The sequence below is a fragment of the Phaeacidiphilus oryzae TH49 genome (assembly GCF_000744815.1).
Taxonomy (GTDB): Bacteria; Actinomycetota; Actinomycetes; order Streptomycetales; family Streptomycetaceae; genus Phaeacidiphilus; species Phaeacidiphilus oryzae.
The window spans coordinates 1,044,490-1,065,828 of sequence record NZ_JQMQ01000005.1 but is presented as its reverse complement, the minus strand read 5'-3'; the positions used below and the strand labels follow the sequence as shown (position 1 = coordinate 1,065,828).

The window sequence follows — 21,339 nt, the reverse complement described above, 5'->3', positions numbered from 1 at the left end:
GACCGCGGGATTCCGGCCAGGAACTCGCCTGGGTCTCAGATGTCTGCGTGCTGCGCTGCTATGCGGACTGGTGAGGCACTTCCTTGGACAGTCGAGTGTTAGCCGAGCCCAAAAGGGGATGGGATTGCCATCGTCGGCGGCGCCTTGAAGGAGATCGCTAGCGCCGGAAATCCTTTGGCATTCTACGTCAAATGGTATTCGCTGCTGCGCTGCTCTGGCCCCAAACGTTTCGGGGAGACGGAAGCGGGGTGAGTGCGACGAGGTGATCCTGCGGTCATGGGCTGCCCTTGACCCAACCCCGGCAGGCGGATGTGACTGTGAGTTTGGCGAACGCCTTCTCGCCTGGGCAGTGGCAAGACTGCCGGCCGGTTGCTGAGGTTCGGTACTTCCTGCTTTTTATTTGCGGACCTGAGACCAGGCTTCTGCTGCGCTGGCTGTCGCCTGTGCGCTGGCCTTATGTGCCCGGGCAGACACGGTTCCTCCTAGCGAAAACCACCCGAACAGAATCGCGATAAAAGAGGCTATGGCTGCTGAAATGTGAGCCAGTGATGCCGCTACATCGGAAGTTTTGGCATTCGCTGTAGCAACTAGTCGATAGTTCGGGGCGTTGGATTTGGCCGAATCCGCAGCTCTGCGTGCCCACATGGCGAAGATCTGTGTCATTCTCGCGAAAGCGCATGCCGAGCACATCAATAGCAAGAAGGATCCAAGGGATCCGCAGGCTACCCGCTCTACGATTGAAGGATGCTCGGAGAATCCTTGTATCGGAAATAAATCAAAAGCGTAAGCGATCAGAGAGGCAGGGAACATGCCGATAAACAGCGCTTCGCCTAGGCAGGCACCGGGACTATCCTGCTCCTCGTTGGGTTCTTTTGGGTGATTCGATCCGCTAGGCTGGCTGCGGCCTGGATCTCGCGTACGCCCCGGGGCAAGGAAGAAGAGGTTTCGGATTCCGCCTTCGACATTTCCATTGACAAACGTTCCCGGGCCGGTATTATGTTGCTCGTGCGGGGGTTCATTGCCGATGTTCTGCTTCATGAAGATTCCCCGTACGAGTTGTGAATCCCCCGAAGACGGTTCCATTGACAAACGTTCCGGATCCGGCGTTGAGCTGATTTCCGTATTTCGGAGGATCTGTCACTGTGGCTAAGGCTTCGAGGTCGGCCTTGGCGGCGGGATGGGTGATTATGAACTCGACTAGGCGTCGAGTCCACTCTTGGGAGAGCTGCGCCTTGGTGCTGGCGAGTTCAGAAGCCAGCTCCGGGTTAGACCTGGTTGCGCGTACCCATTCCTCAAAGGCCCGAGCATCATTGTCATAGGCAGCAAGGGCCGAGGCCAGCTCGTCGGGGGTGCCTGCTCGAAAATACTGTGTGAGCCGTGCGCGGATGACGAGGGCACTCCCCGTGATCATGGAGGCAACGACGTTACCTCCAGCGCCAGTTGCTAACGCGACTAAGTTGGGATCGACCATGTCCCAGTCTCCTCCCCCGTGGCACGCTCGAAGTGATGAGGCTGAAATCTACCGCGAGCGCGCAGTCCCCGCAGCCTTCATTGGCAGCGCCTCGCCTGGATGTGTATCACATCACACTGCTTGTCCCTGGGGCGGCTGGTACTCAGGTTGAATCCGCGATGTCCGGTGCCTTGATCAGGCCGGCGAGGTCGAGTCCGGTGGGCGGTAGGCAGTCCTCGATCAGGTGGGGCCGGTACTGGATGTTCTTCAGCTTGCGCTCGATCACCCGGGTCAGGTGCGCCAGGTCGGCGGCGGCGAAGTCGGCCAGGGCCCGCTTGAGCAGGCTCCAGATCCCCTCCTGGGGATTGATCTCGGGCGCGTACGGCGGCAGTTGGAAGATGACCAGCCAGTCCCTGTGCTCCGCCTCGAAGTCGAACAGCTCCTGCTGCAGGTGCACGTTCAAATTGTCCCAGCACCACACCACCGGGGTGCCCGGCTGCTCGTGCACCACCCGGGTGAAGTCCCGGTAATCACCCCAGGTGAACGCCTTCGCCTCGCCGCGCCGCCCGTGATGGACGTGCAGCTAGAAGAACATCCGCGGCCGCACCCCGGGCTTGAAGCACACCGCCCCGGCGATGTTCACCCGGCCCGCGCGCCGGCCTGCCACCCGCACCACCGGCCGCTGCCCGCGCGGTGCCCAGGTCCGGCCCCTGGGCGGAATCAGCGATTGCCCGCTCTCGTCTGCGAAGCAGACATGGGCGCCCAGGTCGTGCGCGGTACTTTTACCCGCGGCCACACCTCGGCCTTTCCCACCTCGATCGCCGCCTCGTCCCGCTCCAGCGCGCGGCGCACGGGCACCTGGCAGCTCCAGCCGTGCCGCCGCAGCAGCCGCCACACCCCCTGCAGCGTGTAGCCGGTGTGGAACAGCCGCCCGATCAGCAGCTTGACCCGCTTCAGCGTCCAGCCCTGATGCTCATCGTCGAAGCCGTGCGCCAGCGGCCCCGGCCTCAACTCCGCCTCCAGCCGCCGCCACTGAGCCGGCGAGAGCCGCTCCACCGACATCGGCCCGGCCGAGGCCAACGCCGCCACGCCCCCGCGCCGCCAGGCCGCCGCCATCGGCGCACCGACCGATCCGTCACCCGCAACTCGGCCGCGACCTGCGCGGTGCCCGCCCCGGCCTCGAACCGCCTGGCCGCCTCTAGCCGCACGGCCTCCCGCTTCTCCTGCTGACAGGCGTCAACCCGCCGCCCTGCGCATACCGCATGACCAGGACATAGCGCAGGGATCACCCCGCGTCACGCCCCCTCGGACATCACGGATCTAATCTGAGTACCAACACCTTGTGAGCTCGACTGCGATAGCTGGGAAGCTGCGCAGCGGCACCATCGCGCCGGGTATGGGGCCGTGAGATTTTCCGTGCCCGGCGCTCAGGGGTGCGGCACTACAACCTAGGGCCCTGGTCTCAGGGGGCTGGCTCACTTTTATGGCCGTGGGTGGCGAGGGTGTCCAGCAGGCGGGTGAGGGAGGTGCCGAGGCCCCAGCGGGTGGAGAGGTCTTCCAGGGTCATCGGGTCGAGGGGTTCGCGGGGGAGGGTGGGGTCGAAGGCGGGGAGGGGGATGTCGGTGGCGACGCGGACGACCTGGGGGGCGACGTCGAGGTAGTCGGCGGCGTCGGTGAGGCGTTTGCGCTGGGTGGGGGTGAGCTTGCTGGCGGGGTCGGCGGCCGCGGCGCGGATCGCGGGGAGGTCGCCGTACTGGGCGATCAGCTTGGCCGCGGTCTTCTCGCCGACGCCGGGGACGCCGGGGAGGCCGTCGCTGGGGTCGCCGCGCAGGGCGGCGAGGTCGGCGTACTGGGCGCCGCTGACCGCGTACTTCTCGACCAGCAGGGCTTCGTCGGTGAGCTGCAGATTGCCCATCCCCTTGACCGGGTAGAGCACCCGGACCCCGCGCGCGTCGTCGACCAGCTGGAAGAGGTCGCGGTCCCCGGTGACCACGTCCACCGGGCCGCGATGCCTGGTCGCCAGCGTGCCGATGACGTCGTCCGCCTCGTAGTCGGGGACGCCGACCCGCGCGATGCCGAGGGCGTCCAGCACCGCCTCGATGATCGGGACCTGGGGGGAGAGGGTGTCCGGGATCTCCTCGGTCTCGCCCTCCGCCGCGCCGGGCTCCGGCTCCTCGGCGACCCGGTGCGCCTTGTAGGAGGGGATGAGCTCCACCCGCCACCGCGGCCGCCAGTCCGCGTCCATGCAGGCGACCAGCTGGTCCGGGGTGTGGTCGGCGACCAGCCGGGCGATGAAGTCGAGCAGGCCGCGCACGGCGTTGACCGGCCGGCCGTCGGGGGAGCGAAGCGTCTCCGGCACGCCGAAGTGCGCGCGGAAGTAGAGGCTGGCCGAGTCCAGCAGCATCAGGCGGGGGGCGGTGCTCGAAGTGCTCACACCGGGCATGATGCCGTACACCACCGACAATCCGCCGGAGCTCGTGAGGGCCCGGCAGGGTTGATCACGGCGAGGTGACGAAACGGCATCGGCGAAAACGCCTTTTATGCGCACGAATCGGACATCGAGCGACGGGCAAATCGGATTAACCGTCGGTGAACATCACGTTTGGTTTCCCTAAGTGATTGCCCTGGGTAGCCGAAATTGCGGAGCAGCCCGATGCGGTCTTGCGCGTTTCCACGCGGAATGCCGGCTACCCCGGGTGTTCGTCCGGAAGGCGATCGCTCCACAGCTGAGGCGGACCGCCGGCCAGCCACCGTCGTGGGCCGGCGAGCCGCGCTTTGCTGTTTACCGCCGAACCGAGAGGTCGATGTGTCGACGCTGGAAGCCGACCAACTCTTCAAAGTCTTCGGGAGGAAGCCCGAGCAGGCCGTCGAGCGGCTGCGCTCCGGCTCCACCGACCGCGAGCGGCTTCGGGAGGAGGGCACCACGGCCGCCGTGGTCGACGCCTCCTTCACCGTCGAGCCGGGTGAGATCTTCGTCGTGATGGGCCTTTCCGGCTCCGGCAAGTCCACACTTCTGCGGATGCTGAACGGGCTCAACCGACCCACCTCGGGCCGGGTCCTCTTCGACGGCCAGGACGTGTCCCAGCTGTCGGACAAGGATCTACGGGCCGTGCGGGCGCGCCGGATCAGTATGGTCTTCCAGCATTTCGCGCTCTTCCCGCACCGCAGCGTGCTGGAGAACGCGGCCTACGGCCTCGAGGTGCAGCAGCTGTCGAAGGCCGAGCGCACCCAGCGCGCCGAGGAGGCGCTGCGGATGGTCGGCCTCGAGGGCTGGGCGGACTCCTTCCCCGACGAGCTCTCCGGCGGTATGCAGCAGCGCGTGGGCCTCGCCCGGGCGCTCGCCACCGACGCCGAGCTGCTGCTGATGGACGAGTCCTTCAGCGCGCTCGACCCGCTGATCCGGCGGGAGATGCAGGACCAGCTGCTGGAGCTCCAGCAGACCCTGCGCAAGTCCATCGTCTTCATCACCCACGACCTCAACGAGGCGATGAAGCTGGGCGACCGCATCGCGATGATGCGGGACGGCCGGATCGTGCAGATCGGCACCCCGCGCGAGATCCTCCTCGACCCGGCGGACGACTACGTCGCCACCTTCGTCGAGGACGTCGACCCGGACAAGGTGCTGGGCCGGGCGGGCAAGAAGGCCGCCCCGGCGCAGACGGCGGCGAAGCCGGCCGCGACCGCGACCGCCACGACCGCCGCGGCTCCGGCGGCCCCGGCCGCCAAGGCAGCCGCCAAGGCCGGCACCGCGACCGCGCCGACGCCCTCCGCGCCGCCGACGCCCTCCGCGCCCGCCGCGCCGCCGGCGCCCGCCGTGGACGGCGCCAGGACCTCGCTCACCGCGGCCTCCGCCGTGAGCACCCGCGCCGGTGAGACCGTCAACGCCGACCTCCACGTCGAGTCCGACGAGGTCAAGAAGCAGGAAGGGGGCCGCTGATGTACCGCCTTCCGCTGGGCAACTGGGCCGAACACGTCGTCACCTGGCTGACGAACAACGTGCAGCCGTTCTTCGACGCGGTCACCACCGTGATCAACGACATGTTCAACGGCGTCAACTGGGTGCTGGACAAGCCGCAGCCGCTGCTGCTCGCCGGCATCTTCGCGGTGATCGCCCTCTGGCTGCGCGGGCCGCTCGCCGGTGTGCTGGCCTTCGTCGGCCTCGCCGTCATCGACTCGCTCGAACTGTGGCAGCCGGCGATGCAGACCATGTCGCAGGTGATCGTGGCGAGTGTGATCACCCTCGTCTTCGCCGTACCGCTGGGCATCTGGGCGGCCCGGACGAAGACCGGGAACGCGATCCTCCGGCCGGTGCTCGACCTGATGCAGACCATGCCGGCCTTCGTCTACCTGATCCCCGGCATCCTCTTCTTCGGCAGCGGCGTCGTCCCGGCGTCCATCGCCACCATCGTCTTCTCCATGCCGCCCGGCGTGCGGATGACCGACCTCGGCATCCGGCAGGTGGACGGCGACCTGGTGGAGGCGGCCGAGGCGTTCGGCACCACTCCGCGCCGCACCCTCTTCCGGGTGCAGCTGCCGCTGGCGCTGCCGACCATCATGGCCGGCGTCAACCAGGTGATCATGCTCTCGCTCTCCATGGTGGTCATCTCCGCCATGGTCGGCGCGCCCGGCCTGGGCCAGTCCATCTACACCGCGATCTCCTCGGTCGACGTCGGCCAGGGCGTCGAGGGCGGCGTCGCCGTCGTCATCCTCGCCATGTACCTGGACCGGATGACCGGTTCGCTGGGCCAGCGGGTCTCCCCGATCGGCCGCCGGGCGCTGGCCAAGGCCAACTCCTTCCGGGGCTGGGCCGTACTCCGCTACCGCCCGGCCGGCGCCTTCGCCGTGGTCGGCGTGGTCGTGCTGGCACTGGTCGCGGGCGGGCTCAACTACTCGCAGTCGCACGGCGGGACGAGCTCGACGGTGGCCTCCGGCAGTGATGTCGGCAAGGGGCAGTCGGTCAACATCGGTTACATCAACTGGGACGAGGACGTGGCGACCACCGCGCTGTGGGCGGAGGCGCTCAAGGAGCGCGGATTCCAGCCGCACACCCAGCAGATGGACGTCGGCGCCGTGTTCACCTCCATCGCCACCGGCTCCAACGACTTCATGACGGACGGCTGGCTGCCCACCACCCACGCCTCGTACTGGAAGCAGTACAAGTCGAAGCTGACCGACCTGGGCACCTGGTACCCGAAGACCTCGCTGGAGATCGCGGTGCCGTCCTACGTCAAGGACGTCCACTCGCTCTCCGACCTGGCCGCGCACGCGAGCGAGTTCGGCGGGAAGATCACCGGCATCGAGCCGGGCGCGGGCGAGATGAAGCTGCTGCAGTCCAAGGTCATGCCGGCCTACGGGCTCAACGGCAAGATGACCCTGCAGGCCTCGTCCACCGCGACGATGCTCACCCAGCTGGACCGCGCGTACAGCCAGAAGAAGCCGATCGCGGCCGTCCTCTGGACCCCGCACTGGGCGTACGCCAAGTACAAGCTGACCAAGCTGACCGACCCCAAGGGGGCCTTCGGCTCCGGTGACGGCATCCACACCCTGGCCAACAAGGGCTGGGCGCAGAAGAACAGCGTGGTCTCCGACTGGCTGAAGAAGTTCCACCTCTCCGAGGCGCAGCTCAGCTCGCTGGAGAACATGGTCCACTCCTCCGGTGACCAGGCCTCCGCGCAGCAGGCCGCGGCCAAGAAGTGGATGGCCCAGAACCCCGGCTTCCTGGACAAGATCGCCCCGGTTCCCGGCGGCACCTCGGCCCCGGCCGGCTCGGCCGGCGGCGGCAAGACCGTCACCCTGGGCTACTTCCCCTGGGACGAGGACGTCGCCACCAGCTACCTGTGGAGGGACGTCCTGACCCGCCGCGGGTACAAGGTCAAGCTCCAGCAGTTCGACGTGGGCTCGATGTTCACCGCGATGGCCGACGGCCAGGTCGACTTCGAGACCGACGGCTGGCTGCCGCACGCGCAGTCGCAGTACTGGGCCAAGTACAAGCAGAACCTGGTCAATCTGGGCTCCTGGTACTCGCCGACCTCACTGGAGATCACGGTGCCGTCCTACGTCAAGGACGTCCACTCGCTCTCCGACCTGGCCGCGCACGCGGACGAGTTCGGCGGGAAGATCATCGGCATCGAGCCGGGCACCGGTGAGATGAACATCATCAAGACCTCGGTGATGCCGAAGTACGGCCTGGACAAGAAGTTCCAGCTGGTCCCGGGCTCCTCGCCGGCGATGCTCGCCGAACTGGAGCGGGCCTACGCGCAGAAGAAGCCGATCGCGGTCGTGCTCTGGTCGCCGCACTGGGCGTACGCCAAGTACAGCCTGACCAAGCTCGCCGACCCGCAGAAGGCCTTCGGCGCCGGTGACCAGATCGACACCCTGGCGTACAAGGACTTCCCGCAGAAGTTCCCGCAGATCGCCGGGTGGCTGAAGAAGTTCCACCTGTCCGAGTCGCAGCTCTCGACGCTGGAGAACGAGATCCAGGCGCAGGGCAAGGACGAGCCGGACAAGGGCGTCTCGAAGTGGATGTCCGAGAACCCGGCCATCGTCGACCAGCTGGCTCCCACCGGCTGACGCCGCCGAACGCCGGCAGGGGCGCGGGGAACTCCGGTTCCCCGCGCCTCTCGCGTTTCCCCGCGCCCCTCGCGTCTCCGGCCGGCGTTTCCGGCCTGCGCTGCCGAGCGGCCCCGCGCTTTCGACGGGCCCGCGCTTTCGACGGGCCTGCGCCCCGCCCCGGGTTCAGGACGCCGCTCGGACCAGCGCCTCGGTCAGCCGCAGGTCGTCCGCCTGCTCCGGGTGCCACTGCACGGCGAGGGCGAACGGGTGTACCGCGGGCGGGAGTTCGAGCGCCTCGGGGACGCCGTCCTCGGCTCGGGCGGAGACCGCCAGGCCGCGGCCGAGCCGGTTCACCCCCTGGTGGTGATGGATGGGCACGTCCAGCGGGCCGTCCCCGGGCGGCAGGATCGCGGCCAGCGCGGTGCCCGGAAGAACACTGACGGGGTGGACGGAGAACTCCCCGGGGACCGGATTGTGCCCGCTGTGGCCGACCGCGTCCGGCAGATGCTGGGTCAGATCGCCCCCGAGCACCACGTTGAGCACCTGCATCCCGCGGCAGACGCCCAGCAGCGGGGTCCCGGCGGCCAGCGCGGCCTCCGCCAGCGCGGCCTCCCAGGAGTCGCGCGGCCGGGACGGCCGGCCGGTCGCCGGGTGCGGTGCGGCGCCGTAGCGGGCCGGGTCGACGTCCGGGCCGCCGGTGAGCACCACGCCGTCCAGCCGGGCGACGGTCTCCGCCGCGCGGGCGGCCTGCCCGCCGCCCGCCTCGTCCGGCGGGAGCGGCGGCAGCAGCACCGGGTTCCCGCCGGAGCGGGCCACCAGGGTGGAGTACGCCTGCGGGAGCAGGGCCGCGTGCTGGTCGTGCCAGATGCCCCAGGCGGCGGTCTCCAGATAGGTGCTGAGCCCGATCAGCGGCCGGCGCCGGGAGGGCGGGGGCGACGAGGCGGTGGCGGCGGTGGTGGTGAAGGTGGCGGTGGTGACGGTGGTGGGAATGGTCAACTGTCCTCCTGTCCTTGGGCCTCGCCGAGGAACCCGCGCAGCAGGGCCGCCGAGCCGCGGGCATGGTCGCGGGCGACCGCGCGCGCGGCGGGCGCGTCCCCGGCCAGGATCGCCTCGACCAGGTGCGCGTGCTGCTCCTCCGAGTGCGCCAGATTGGGGGCGAGCAGGGGGATGCGGTCCAGCAGCCGGTTGACCGCCGCCCGTACCTCCGCGTACTGCGCGGAGAGCTGGGGCGAACCGGCCAGGGCGACGATCGCCAGGTGCAGCAGGGTGTCCGCGGGGCGGTAGCCGTCCAGCGGCGCGGCCGCGCACTCGGCGAGGCGGGTCCGCAGCGCCGAGGCGGCTTCCGTGCCGGCCACCGCCACCGGTATCCGCCCGGCCATCCGCTCGGCGGCCAGCTCGGCGGCGCCGGTCTCCAGCACCTCGCGGAACCGCAGCACGCCGTCGATCTCCTCGGCCGTGCCGCCGGCCGGCCCGGGCCCGCCGGCGCCGTCCGCCCCGCCCGGCCCCGGCCCCGGCGCCGCGTCCAGGACGAAGGCCCCGCCGTACCTGCCCCGGCGTATCTCCAGGACGCCGTTCTCCTGGAGGACGCGCAGCGCCTCGCGGAGGGTCACCCGGCTTATCCCGAGGCGCTCCGCCAGCTCGCGCTCGGGCGGCAGCTTGCCGCCGACCGGGACCAGGCCGAGCCGGACCACCTGGAGTATCCGCTGCACCGCCTCCTCGAAGGTGTTCCCCGAGCGCACCGGCCGCAGGGCGGAGCCCAGCTGCGACTCCATCCGTGTCGCCCCCTTCCGCTTCAATGGCTCAATACCATACCTTTGGGCACTGACTGACGGACCGGCAGACGGCCGGCAGAGGGCCGGCAGCCAGGAGGCGACGCCGCATGACCCGCAGCACGAGGACCCCATCGCTCTCCGTCGAGGCCCTGCGCGGCCTGGTCGCCGCCGGAGAGGTGCACACCGTCCTCCTCGCCTTCACCGACATGCAGGGCCGGCTCCAGGGCAAGCGGTTCGCGGCCGGCCACTTCCTCGACGAGGTGCTGGACCACGGCTCCGAGGGCTGCGCCTACCTCCTCGCCGTGGACGTCGAGTTGAACACCGTGGACGGCTACGCGATGGCCTCCTGGGACACCGGCTACGGCGACTTCGAGCTGGTGCCGGACGTCGGCACGCTGCGCCGGATCCCCTGGCAGCCCGGCACCGCCCTCCTCACCGCCGACCTCCGCTGGCCGGACGGCAGCCCGGTGGCCGCCTCGCCCCGGCAGATCCTCCGCCGCCAACTCGACCGGCTGCGGGACGAGTTCGGCCTCACCGCCTGGGCCGGCACCGAGCTGGAGTTCCTCGTCTTCCGGAACAGCTACGAGGAGGCGTGGAACAGCGGCTACCGCGAGCTCACCCCGGCCAACCAGTACAACGCGGACTACTCGCTGCTCGGCACCGGCCGGATCGAGCCGCTGCTCGCCCGCATCCGCAACGGCATGGCCGGCGCCGGGATGACCGTGGAGTCGGCCAAGGGGGAGTGCAACCTCGGCCAGCACGAGATCGCCTTCCGCTACGACGACGCGCTCACCACCTGCGACCAGCACTCCGTCTACAAGACCGGGGCCAAGGAGATCGCCGCGCAGGAGGGGATGGCGCTCAGCTTCATGGCGAAGTTCAACGAGCGCGAGGGCAACTCCTGCCATGTCCACCTCTCCCTCCGCGACGCCGAGACCGGCCGCCCGGCCTGCGCGGACCCGGACGACGAGCGCCGGATGTCCCCGGTGATGCAGCACTTCCTGGCCGGCCAGCTGGCCGCGCTGCGCGAGTTCACCCTGCTCTACGCCCCCAACATCAACTCGTACAAGAGGTTCCGCCCGGGTTCCTTCGCTCCCACCGCGGTGGCCTGGGGCCCGGACAACCGGACCTGTGCGCTGCGGGTGGTGGGCCACGGGCCCTCGCTCCGCTTCGAGAACCGGGTGCCGGGCGGGGACGTCAACCCGTACCTGGCGGTGGCCGGGCTGGTCGCGGCCGGGATCCACGGCATCCAGCAGCGGCTGCCGCTGCCCGAGCCCTGCCTCGGAAACGCCTACCGGGGAAGGGAGTTCGAGCATGTGCCGAGCACCCTGCGGGAGGCCGCCGAGCTGTGGTCGGCCAGCGACCTCGCCAAGTCCGCCTTCGGCGAGGAGGTCGTCGAGCACTACCGGACCATGGCCCGGGTCGAGCAGGAGGCCTTCGACACCGCGGTCACCGACTGGGAGCGGTACCGCTCCTTCGAGCGGATGTGAGGGGACGTGACCGGAGAGAACCGCCCGCTGCTGGTCCGCAACCCGGCCACCGAGGAGGTGATCGCCGAGGTGTCCGGCACCTCCCCGAAGGAGGTGGACGCGGCGGTCGCGCGCGCCTCGGCGGCCCAGCGCGGCTGGGCGGCGCTCGCGCCCGGCGAGCGCGCCGGCCTGCTGCGGGCCTTCGCCGAGCGGGTGGACGCGGCCGTCGAGGAGCTGGCGGAACTGGAGGTCCGGGAGGCCGGGCACACCCGCGGCAACGCCCGCTGGGAGGCCGGCAACTTCCGCGACCTGCTGCTCTACGCGGCGGGCGGGGCAGAGCGGCTGACCGGCAGTCAGATCCCGGTGGCCGGCGGCGTCGACCTCACCTTCCAGGAGCCGTACGGGGTGGTCGGGGTGATCGCCCCGTGGAACTTCCCGATGCCGATCGCCGGCTGGGGCTCGGCGCCCGCGCTGGCCGCCGGCAACGCGGTGCTCCTCAAGCCCGCCGAGACCACCCCGCTCACCGCCCTGCGGCTGGCCGAGCTGGGCCTGGCGGCCGGGCTGCCGGAGGGGCTCTTCCAGGTGCTGCCGGGGGAGGGGCCGGTGACCGGCCGGGCCCTGGTCGACCACCCGGAGGTGCGCAAGCTGGTCTTCACCGGCTCGACCCGGGTCGGACGCGAGCTCGGCGCCCGCTGCGGGGAGCTGGTCAAGCCGCTCACCCTGGAGCTCGGCGGCAAGAGCCCCAACCTGGTCTTCGCCGACGCCGACCTCGACCGGGCCGCCGACCCGATGTCCTTTCTGGACAACGCCGGCCAGGACTGCTGCGCCCGGACCAGGATCCTGGTCCAGCGAGAGGTCCACGACGAGTTCCTGGAGCGGCTCTCGGCGCGGGTGGCCCAGGTCAGGGTGGCCGACCCCGGCCGGGACGAGAGGGCCGAGATGGGCCCGCTGATCTCGGCGGCCCAGCGCGACCGCGTCCGCGCCCTCGTCGGCCCGGACCCGAGGGTGGCGGCCCGCGGCAGCGTTCCCGAAGGACCGGGCTACTGGTATCCGCCGACCGTCCTCGCACCGGCCGACCCCGGCGCCCCGGTCTGCACCGAGGAGATCTTCGGCCCGGTCGCCGTCGTACTGCCCTTCCGGGACGAGGAGGAGGGACTGCGGCTGGCCAACGCGACCCGCTACGGGCTCTCCGGCTCGCTCTGGACCCGGGACGTCGGCCGGGCGCTGCGGCTGGCCCGGGGGGTGGCGGCCGGGGCGCTCTCGGTCAACTCCCACTCCTCCGTGCGCTACTGGACCCCGTTCGGCGGCTACCGCGAGTCCGGAATCGGCCGCGAACTGGGCCCCGACGCGCTGCGGGCCTTCACCCAGACCAAGAACGTCTTCATCTCCGAGGAGTGACAGCAGACATGACGCAGGCTCAGGAGACGCCCGATACGGCGGACGCGGCCGGTTCCGCCCAGCCGGTCTGCCGGCGGCTGGTCGGGCGGAGCGCCGTGATCACCGGCGGGGGCGGCGGGATCGGGCTGGCCACCGCGCGGCGACTGGCCGCAGAGGGCGCGCGGGTGGTCGTCGCCGACGTCGACGAGAAGGCCGGGCGGGCCGCGGCCGACGAGGTCGGCGGGCTCTTCATGCGCACCGACGTCACCGACGCCGAGCAGGTGGAGGCGCTCTTCGCGGCGGCGAAGGAGGCGTACGGATCGGTCGACGTGGCCTTCAACAACGCCGGGATCTCCCCGCCGGAGGACGACTCCATCCTGACCACCGGGATCGACGCCTGGCGCCGGGTCCAGGAGGTCAACCTCACCTCGGTGTACCTGTGCTGCAAGGCGGCGCTGCCGTACATGCGCGAGCAGGGGCGGGGGTCCATCATCAACACCGCCTCCTTCGTGGCCGTGATGGGCGCGGCCACCTCGCAGATCTCGTACACCGCCTCCAAGGGCGGGGTGCTGGCGCTCTCCCGCGAGCTGGGGGTGCAGTTCGCTCGGGAGGGGATCCGGGTGAACGCGCTGTGCCCTGGTCCGGTGGACACCCCGCTGCTGCGGGAGCTCTTCGCCAAGGACCCGGAGCGGGCGCGGCGGCGGCTGGTCCACGTGCCGGTGGGCCGGTTCGCGCGGGCGGACGAGATCGCGGCCGCGGTGGCATTCCTGGCCAGCGACGACGCGTCCTTCGTCACCGCCGCGCAGTTCCTGGTGGACGGCGGGATCTCGGGCGCCTATGTGACCCCTGAGTAGCGGATTCGCATTCTCATCCTGCGTTCACAAAGGGCTTAGGCCCCCTCGCGATACGCTGCGCCCGTGAGCGAGAAGATACCTTCCGGTTGGTACCCGGACCCCAGCGAATCAGGCCAGGTCGCCCGACGTGAGCGATGGTGGAACGGCACCGCGTGGACCGCTCACACCCGCGACGCGTTGGGCCCCGCCGCGACCGGCGCGGAAGCGACCGCCTCCGGCGACGCCGCCGCCCGCGCCGACGAACGGCCGACGGCGGTGCTGCCGACCACGGGCGCGCCGGAGGGTGCCGCCGCGCCCGACGAGGCCGCGCCCGACGAGGCCGCGGCGGACGGCCGGGCCGCGGGCGAGCCCGAGGCGGGTGGGCCTGCCGCGGGCGGCCCCGCCGCCGACTCCCCGTCGGCCGAGCCGGCCGCCGCGTCGGCCGGGCCGGCCGGGCCCGCCGGTGAGTCGGGCGACCCGTTCGCGCCGCCTCCACCCGGCGGGTCCGCCGCAGGCGCCGCCCGCCCGGCCGCTGCGCCCGCCGCCCCGGCAGCGGGGTCGTCCCACGCCGGTGAGTCCGGCAACCCCTTCGCACCGCCTCCGCCCGGCGGCGGCGCGGGCGCCGGCGGCTACGTCCCGCCGCCTCCGCCCGGTGCGCCGGGAGCACCCGGCGTCCCGGGAGCGCCCGGCGTCCCGGGAGCGCCCGGCGTCCCCGGCCCGGGCTTCTACGGCGAGCCCTACCCCAAGCGGCCCAACTGGTTCCAGCGGAACGCCAACCTGGTGGCCACCGGCGTCGTCGCGCTGCTCGTCGGCGGCGGCCTCGGGGCAGGCATCACCTACGCCGCCACCAGCGGGTCCGGCTCCTCGTCCGCGTCCTCCTCCCCGCAGATCCCCAACTTCGGCGGCGGCGGCCAGAACGGCGGCGGCCAGAACGGCGGCGGCGGCGACTCCGGCGGTCTCCCCGGCGAAGGCGGCAGCGGTGGCAGCGGTGGCAGCGGCGGCTCCGGCGGTCTCCCCGGCGGTGGCAGCGGCGGGGACTCGAACACCGCCCTCGACTACGTCGACGGCATCTCGCTGCCCATCCCCTCCGGCTGGCAGGGCGGCACCGACACCACCTCCGGCCACGCCGGGATGACCTTCGGCTCCTACTCCTGCTCCTGGTCGAAGTACGGCTGCTCGCTCGGCGGCGTCAACACCGACAAGATCAACGGCTCCACCGACCCGCGGGCCGCCGCCGAGGCGGACATCGCCGGCGCCGCCAAGGACGCCTACGGCAAGCTGAAGTCGCACAGCCAGGAGGAGGCCAAGCAGGTCACGGTCGCCGGCAGCACCGGTTACCTGATCCGCTGGAAGGTCGAGCCCACCCAGGGCAACAACGGCTACGTCGAGACCGTCGTCTTCCCGCTGAAGAACGGCGGCGGCCTGGCCTCGGTGCACTTCGGCTTCGACATCGCGTCCAAGGCCCCCGGCCCGTCCGTGATGGACACCATCGTCTCCGGCATCAAGTACGCCGACGTCTCCGGATCCGGCCCCGGCTCGGGGGCGGGGGCGGGCAGCGGAGGCTCGGTGTCCTGACGGCCGACGTGGATACCCGGCGTGCCCCGCACGGTTATTGACTGCTGATCACCTCCGGGGAGAGCCTCAAGGCGACCGTGCCGCCGGTTCGAGGAGGAACTGGATGTACCCGGGTATCCACGCCGCCGCCCACCCCGACCGCCCCGCCGCGATCATGGCGGGCAGCGGTGAGACGCTGACCTACGCCGCCCTGGAGGACCGCTCCGCCCGCCTGGCGGACGCCCTGCGCTCGGCCGGCCTGCGACCGGGCGACACCCTCGCGATGCTGACCGAGAACACCCTCAGGGCGTACGAGATCTACTGGGCCGCCCGCCGTTCGGGGCTCTACGTCACCCCGGTGAACAACCACCTGGCCGCCTCCGAGGCCGCGTACATCGTCCGCGACTGCGAGGCCAGGGCGCTGTTCCTCTCCCCGGCGCTCGGCGAGCTGCCCGTTCGGGTGCTCGCCGAGCTGGGGGCGGACCGCCCGGCCCTGTGCGTGGCTCTCCCCGCCGGCTCCGGCCCGTCGGTCCCGGGCTGCGAGGACTACGAGCGGCTCCTGGCCGCCGCCTCGCCCGTGCCGCCCGCCGAGCAGCCGCTCGGCGCCGACCTCCTCTACTCCTCCGGAACCACCGGCCGCCCCAAGGGAATCCGGATCGAGCTGCCGGACCGCCAGGTCCACGAGCCCGGCGACACCCTGGTCGAACTCCTCCGCGGCTTCTACGGGTTCACCGAGGACACGGTCTACCTCTCGCCCGCGCCCATCTACCACGCGGCCCCCCTCCGCTTCGCCGCCAGCGTCCAGGCACTGGGCGGAACGGTGGTGCTGATGGAGCGGTTCGACGCGGAGGCGGCGCTGCGGGCCATCGAGCGCCACCGGGTCACCGCCAGCCAGTGGGTGCCGACGATGTTCGTGCGAATGCTGAAGCTGCCGAAGGAGGTCCGCGAGCGCTACGACCTGAGCAGCCACCGGATGGCGGTGCACGCCGCCGCCCCCTGCCCGGTGGAGGTCAAGCAGGCGATGATCGACTGGTGGGGCCCGATCCTGACGGAGTACTACTCCTCGACCGAGAGCATTGGCATGACCTGGATCGACTCGCCCACCTGGCTTCGGCACCGCGGTTCCGTCGGCCAGGCGATCAAGGGCGTGCTGCGGGTCTGCGGGGAGGACGGCGAGGAGCTGCCGGTCGGCGAGACCGGGGTGGTGTACTTCGAGAACCCGGGCCGGGAGGACGCCGGCTTCGCCTACCTCGGCGACGAGGCCAAGACCCGGGAGGCGACGCATCCCGCGCACCCCAACTGGGCGACCAACGGCGACATCGGCCGGGTGGACGAGGAGGGCTTCCTCTACCTCACCGACCGCAGGTCCTTCATGATCATTTCGGGCGGGGTGAACATCTACCCGCAGGAGATCGAGGACGCCCTCGCCCTCCACCCCGCCGTGCTGGACGCCGCGGTGATCGGGGTGCCGGACCCGGAGATGGGCGAGTCGGTACTGGCCGTGATCCAGCCGGAGGGCGGCGCCGAGGAGGCCCGCAAGTCCGGCCTCGAGGAGGAGCTGGGGCGGTATCTCCGCGAGCGGATCGCCCACTACAAGGTGCCCCGCCGGATCGACTTCACCGACGAGCTGCCCCGCACCCCCACCGGGAAGCTGGTCAAGCGCATCCTCAAACAGCGTTACGCAGAGGCGAGTTGACTGGCCATCAGGGTCATCGGAGCCACCGGGGTCCCGCCCGGGTCGAGCGCCGCTTCCCGCCCGGCTGAGCCGAAGCGGGCCGGAGGCCGAAGCGGGCCGGAGGCCGAAGCCCCCGGCCCGCCGGCCGTCCCGGACGCCGGGTCCGCTCAGTGCCGCCCGCGCCGCCGGGCGGCGAGAGCCAGTCCGCCGCCGAGCAGCAGCAGCCCCGCAGCGCCCGCCACCAGGGAGAGGGGGCCCGGGCCGGAGAGCCCGGTGGCCGCCAGCGGCCCGGCGGAGCCCGCCGAGGCGGAGGCGCCGGGCCCGGCCGAGGCGGAGGGACCGGCCCCGCCGCCCGGCGCCGAGGCGCACTCCACGGTGTTGGTGAGGGTGTAGTCGTTCTCCCGCTGAGCCAGCGTCATCCGGTGCGGCACGGGCAGATCGACGGAGTCCCCGTCGGCGTCGGTGATCCGGCTGCCGGTCAGCCGGCAGCCCTCGGCCGTCACCGAGGTCCGTTCGTCCACGGTCACCTCGTCGCCGACGGTGTAGCCGGTGCGGGTGTCGTCCCAGGGGGCCGCCGCCTGGTAGCCGGCAGGGTCGGTGAGCTCGGCCCGGGCGCTCAGTCCGGCCGGCTGCCGACCGTTGGCGTACGCCGTGCCGTCCACCACCCAGCGCTTGTGGAGCTCCACCGTGGCCGGCCGGGGGACGCTCCGCAGCCGGTCGTAGACGGTGCAGGTGACGGCGTCCCCGCGCGGGGCTTCGACGGAGAAGCCGGGGGTGCTGCCGGAGGCCGGGCCGCCGTTGGTGACCGCCACCGGGGAGTCGGTGTCCAGGTCGGTGCAGACCGCGTTCCTGCCGCCCTGGGTGACCAGCTCGTAGCCGGGGTGCTGGGTCTCGCTGACGGCCAGGTCGATGCTGGACTCCGAGCCCTCGTAGCCGGGTTCGAAGGACACCGAGCCGGTGCCGTCGCCGGTGGTGGTGTCGGCGACCGGCACGCCGGTGACCCCGGGCGAGGCCGAGTCCGCGGTGAACGTCCAGCCGGCACCGGCCGGTTCGGCGCCGGTGACGTCCTCGCCGCTGGTCTCCGGGGGCGCGATCTGCTTGATCACCGTCACCGCGTTGGCGCACTGCCCGACCACCAGGTTGTGCAGCGCCTCGGCGGCCCCCGAGAAGTCGGCGGCCTGGTAGTAGTCCGCGGTCTCGTAGTTGGACCCGTCGAACGGCGTCTCGCCGGAGACGGCCCGCAGGTTGAGCCCGGAGTCGCCCTCGACCCCGGAGCCGACGCCGAGCGCCACCACCCGGGTGCCCTTGGCCTTCACCGCGTTGGCCGAGTAGACGCCGCCCTCGGTGCTGGCCAGGTTGGTGTAGGTGCCGGACCCGGCGGCCGGGTCGTCGAAGTAGGACGGGTTGCCGTCGGTGATGACCACGGCCAGCTCGTACGTCTGCGGCGCCCGGGCGACCGAGTACAGCGCCTGGTCCCAGTTGGTGCCGGAGCCCAGCGTCCAGTTCTGGTAGATCGACTTCACCTTGTCGGCGTTGCCCTGGGTGGAGACCGGCATCAGATCGGGGTAGTTGGTGCCGACACTGGTGCTCGGTGAGCTGCCGTCGAAGGAGAAGAGCGCCACCCGGGACGGGGTGCCCACCAGCGAGTCGATGAAGGTGCCGGTGGCCGCCTTGAGCGAGGCGAGTCCCGAGGAGCCGAGCGAGGACGACAGGTCGAGGAGCACTGCCACGTCCAGGCCGCACTTCTCCGGCAGTGGGGGATTGCTGCGGGACTGCTGCCAGATCCCGAACGAGCCTTTGTAGGGCGAGGTGCGGTAGTCCGTGCTGTGCATGAAGTCGCCGGTCGAGGAGTAGGTCCGGTCGGCCGCGAGCACCGGCGTCTGAAACGTGTACGGCGTGGCCAGCGAGCCGCTCCCGGAGGAGTTCCCCGTACGCAGCAGGGGGTTGGTGTACCAGCCGGAGGGCGCGCCGTCCGGTAGCTGCTTGACCCAGTACTGGGTGCCGACGCCGGCCGCCGGGACCTCGAAACTGCAGTCGCCCTCGGCGTCCGAGGTGCACACCGCCCAGGTGGCGTTGACCGGAGAGGCGTCCGAGGAGTCGGCGTACAGGCCGAGCCGCACGCCCGCGAGCGGACCCACGGTGGACGGCGCCGTGCGGTCGCCGCCGGTCCGCACGGTCACCACCGCGCCACCGGCCGCCGGGGCAGGCACCGCGCGGACGGCCCGCCCGGCGCGCCCAGCCCGCCCGAGCCCCGCCGCCCGGGGCGCGGCAGCCCCCGAAGCCGAAGCCGAAGGCGAAGTCGACGCCGAAGCGGAAGTGGAGGCGGAGGCGGAGACGGAGGCCGACGCCCCCGGCCGCCCATCAGCGGCCGCCGGCCCCAGCCACTGCGCGCTGCCCAGCAGCCCCAGCGCCGCCACAGCGGATGTCAGCGCCGCCAGCCCGCGGCCGAAAGTCCTCTGCCTCATGGGCCTTCCCTGCGCGCTCGTCGGACGTCGATGTGATCACCACGCTAGGCGGCCCCGCCTCCCCTCGTGGGACCACACGTTCGACGCGCGCAACATCACCGGTCCGGCGGACCGCGCCGGACCGGCGGAGCGGAGGTGCGGAGGATCAGAGGAAGGTCTTGCCCTCGCCGCGATAGGTCGGCACCGTCTCCACCACCCGGTCGCCCGAGACCAGGTGCAGCTCGGCGAAGCGCTCGCAGAGCTCACCGGCCTTGGCGTGCCGGAACCACACCCGGTCGCCCAGCGCCAGCCGGTCCGCCGCCGCGCCCAGCAGCGGCGTCTGCACCTCGCCGGCGCCCTCCTGCCCGTCGTACCGCAGCCCGGCCGGCAGCCACGGCACCGGGGACCTGTCCGGCCCCGCCGCCCCGGAGGCCGGATACCCGCCGCCCAGCACGGTCACCGTCCCCGGACCCGAGCGCCGCACCACCGGCTGGGCGAAGTACGCCGCCGGACGCCCGGCGAAGGAGGTGTAGTTGTCGAAGAGCCGCGGCACGTACAGCCCCGACCCGGCCGCGATCTCGGTGACCGCCGCCTCGGCCGCCGTGTGCTGGACGCTGCCGGTCCCGCCGCCGTTGACGAACTCCAGCTCGCCGACCGCGTCCTGGACCGCCCGCACCACGTCCGCCCGGCGCCTGGCCAGCTCCTCGCGGGCCTTCGCCTGCATCATCCGGACCGCCGCGGAGCGCACCGGATGTCCGGCGACCCGGTCGCCGACCCCGGCGATATGCCCCTCGTAGGCCATCAGCCCGACCACCCGGTAGCCCGGGCGCCGGGCGATGAACTTGGCCAGTCCGGCCAGCTGTTCGGGGGTTCGCGCGGGGGAGCGGCGGGCGCCGATCCGCACCCGCCCGCCGAGCATCCGCAGGGCGGTGTCCATCTCCAGGCAGACCCGGATCTCCTCGCGCCCGCCGGCCCGGGCCGCGTCGATCTCCGCGAGCTGGGAGGCGTCGTCCACCATCACCGCGACCGCCCGCGCCAGCTTGGCGTCCGAGGCCAGTTCCGCGTACGCCCGGCGGTCCATCGACGGGTAGGCCAGCAGCACGTCCTGGTAGCCCTCGCGGGCCAGCCAGAGCGACTCGGGCAGGGTGAAGCTCATCACCCCGCGGAAGCCGGGCCGTGCCAGCACCCGTTCCAGCAGCGCCCGGCAGCGTACGGACTTGCTGGCCACCCGGATCGGCTTGCCGCCGGCCCGGCGCACGAGATCGTCCGCGTTGGCGTCGAAGGCGTCCAGGTCGACCACCGCGAGGGGGGCCTCCAGATGCGCGGTCGCGCGTTCCAGGCGCGCGCGATCGGCCGCGCGCTGCCGCAGCTCCGGCTTGCGTGATCCCAGCACCGACATGCGCGCAGCGTGCCACAGGCCGGCCCGCCTGAACAGATGTACGCGATCAATCAGCCGATCCGCGGAGCGCCTCGGCCGTGGCCCGGGCCGCCGCCTCGACCCGGGCGATCCCGTCCGCCTGGGTCGCGTGGCCGTCCGAGAGGGCCGCCAGCAGCAGCGTGCGCCCGCCCCGGCGGACCGCGCCGATGCTGTTGACCACCCACAGCCCGCTGCTGCCGCGCGGCAGCCAGCCGTTCTTCAGCGCGGTCCTCGTCCCGGGATCCGCCGCGGAGCTCACCCCCCACCGCTGGCCGGGGACGACCGACTCCATCAGCCCTCTGACGTACGCCCGCCGACCGGAGTCCAGCAGCGAGTCGGAGGCGGGGCCGAGGAGCTGCCGGAGGAGGACCGACTGGTCGGCGGCGATCGTGGTGGTCAGGCCCCAGTAGCCGTTCTCGCCGCCGGTGGTCGAGGTGAGGCCGAAGCGCTTGTTGGCGGCGTTCAGCCCCTCGTCGCCGCCGATCTCCGTCCACAGCCGGCCGGTGGCGGCGTTGTCGCTCTCCGCGATCATCGCGGTGGCCAGCGCCGACTGAGTCCCCGTCAGCGCGGTTCCGGCGTCCTGCGTCTGGAGCAGCAGGGTGGCGAGGACGTCCGCCTTGACGATGCTCGCGGTGACGAAGAGGTGTCCGGGGCGGCTCTCGTGGAGGCCGGTCGCTCCGCTCACCGGATCGAGCACCGCCGTCGAGACCGAGACCCGCTCGTCCGCCACGTCGCTCCCACCACTCCTCTCCTCCGCTGCCCGCCACCGCCGAGCCGACGCTACTCCGCACTCCGC

General features: G+C 71.8%; 15 protein-coding genes and 1 pseudogene. 7 read left to right on the top strand and 9 right to left on the bottom strand.

The window, feature by feature from the left end; all coding sequences use genetic code 11:
• Positions 1-396 precede the first annotated feature (396 nt).
• The 4 genes and pseudogenes from BS73_RS37180 to BS73_RS09125 all read right to left on the bottom strand — a co-directional run bounded on the left by BS73_RS37180 (position 397) and on the right by BS73_RS09125 (position 3,854).
• Complete coding sequence (locus BS73_RS37180) at positions 397-1,038, bottom strand: hypothetical protein (protein ID WP_152617557.1); 642 nt, start codon at positions 1,036-1,038, stop codon at positions 397-399.
• On the bottom strand, positions 1,016-1,471 hold the full coding sequence (locus tag BS73_RS37175; protein WP_152617556.1) for a hypothetical protein: 456 nt from the start codon (positions 1,469-1,471) through the stop codon (positions 1,016-1,018). Before BS73_RS37175 ends, BS73_RS37180 begins: the two co-directional genes overlap by 23 nt.
• 142 nt (positions 1,472-1,613) lie before the next feature.
• Positions 1,614-2,714 (bottom strand): annotated as a pseudogene (locus BS73_RS41100) (IS630 family transposase).
• A gap of 198 nt (positions 2,715-2,912) precedes the next feature.
• The gene (locus BS73_RS09125) at positions 2,913-3,854 is read right to left on the bottom strand and encodes a 5'-3' exonuclease (protein ID WP_037578823.1); all 942 of its coding nucleotides are present in this window, start codon (positions 3,852-3,854) and stop codon (positions 2,913-2,915) included.
• A gap of 402 nt (positions 3,855-4,256) precedes the next feature.
• Between BS73_RS09125 and BS73_RS09120 the strand changes: the two genes are divergently transcribed.
• Complete coding sequence (locus BS73_RS09120; protein WP_235215356.1) at positions 4,257-5,387, top strand: quaternary amine ABC transporter ATP-binding protein; 1,131 nt, start codon at positions 4,257-4,259, stop codon at positions 5,385-5,387.
• Positions 5,387-8,020, top strand: a complete 2,634-nt coding sequence (locus tag BS73_RS09115) for an ABC transporter permease/substrate binding protein (RefSeq protein ID WP_037570977.1) — start codon at positions 5,387-5,389, stop codon at positions 8,018-8,020. Before BS73_RS09120 ends, BS73_RS09115 begins: the two co-directional genes overlap by 1 nt.
• A gap of 165 nt (positions 8,021-8,185) precedes the next feature.
• On the opposite strand, the gene BS73_RS09110 is transcribed toward BS73_RS09115, so the two are convergent.
• Together BS73_RS09110 and BS73_RS09105 are read right to left on the bottom strand one after the other, a co-directional pair.
• Entirely contained in the window at positions 8,186-8,998 is an 813-nt protein-coding gene (locus tag BS73_RS09110) for a gamma-glutamyl-gamma-aminobutyrate hydrolase family protein (protein WP_322987248.1), read from the bottom strand.
• On the bottom strand, positions 8,995-9,774 hold the full coding sequence (locus BS73_RS09105; RefSeq protein WP_037570975.1) for a FadR/GntR family transcriptional regulator: 780 nt from the start codon (positions 9,772-9,774) through the stop codon (positions 8,995-8,997). Before BS73_RS09105 ends, BS73_RS09110 begins: the two co-directional genes overlap by 4 nt.
• Before the next feature lie 107 nt (positions 9,775-9,881).
• Between BS73_RS09105 and BS73_RS09100 the strand changes: the two genes are divergently transcribed.
• From BS73_RS09100 to BS73_RS09080, 5 genes are all read left to right on the top strand, one after another.
• Positions 9,882-11,264: a glutamine synthetase family protein gene (locus BS73_RS09100; protein WP_037570973.1), complete on the top strand. Its 1,383-nt coding sequence runs from the start codon at positions 9,882-9,884 to the stop codon at positions 11,262-11,264.
• A 6-nt stretch (positions 11,265-11,270) separates the two neighbouring features.
• Positions 11,271-12,641, top strand: a complete 1,371-nt coding sequence (locus BS73_RS09095; RefSeq protein ID WP_037570962.1) for an aldehyde dehydrogenase family protein — start codon at positions 11,271-11,273, stop codon at positions 12,639-12,641.
• 8 nt (positions 12,642-12,649) lie between these two features.
• Positions 12,650-13,474 carry a 3-oxoacyl-ACP reductase gene (locus tag BS73_RS09090; RefSeq protein ID WP_037570960.1) on the top strand — a complete coding sequence of 275 codons (825 nt, stop codon included), beginning with the start codon at positions 12,650-12,652 and terminating at the stop codon, positions 13,472-13,474.
• 63 nt (positions 13,475-13,537) lie between these two features.
• Positions 13,538-15,028 (top strand): DUF2510 domain-containing protein, encoded by a 1,491-nt coding sequence (locus tag BS73_RS35980; RefSeq protein WP_084703919.1) that lies wholly within the window; start codon positions 13,538-13,540, stop codon positions 15,026-15,028.
• Positions 15,029-15,131: 103 nt separating this feature from the next.
• Positions 15,132-16,703 (top strand): acyl-CoA synthetase, encoded by a 1,572-nt coding sequence (locus BS73_RS09080; protein WP_037570958.1) that lies wholly within the window; start codon positions 15,132-15,134, stop codon positions 16,701-16,703.
• Between the two features lie 146 nt (positions 16,704-16,849).
• Here the strand turns inward: BS73_RS09080 and BS73_RS09075 are convergent, their stop codons facing one another.
• The 3 genes from BS73_RS09075 to BS73_RS09065 all read right to left on the bottom strand — a co-directional run bounded on the left by BS73_RS09075 (position 16,850) and on the right by BS73_RS09065 (position 21,273).
• The gene (locus tag BS73_RS09075) at positions 16,850-18,862 is read right to left on the bottom strand and encodes a VWA domain-containing protein (protein ID WP_152617555.1); all 2,013 of its coding nucleotides are present in this window, start codon (positions 18,860-18,862) and stop codon (positions 16,850-16,852) included.
• Positions 18,863-19,292: 430 nt separating this feature from the next.
• Positions 19,293-20,495, bottom strand: a complete 1,203-nt coding sequence (locus BS73_RS09070) for an amino acid deaminase/aldolase (protein WP_037578813.1) — start codon at positions 20,493-20,495, stop codon at positions 19,293-19,295.
• Positions 20,496-20,571: 76 nt separating this feature from the next.
• Complete coding sequence (locus BS73_RS09065; protein WP_051939726.1) at positions 20,572-21,273, bottom strand: serine hydrolase; 702 nt, start codon at positions 21,271-21,273, stop codon at positions 20,572-20,574.
• Positions 21,274-21,339 lie beyond the last annotated feature (66 nt).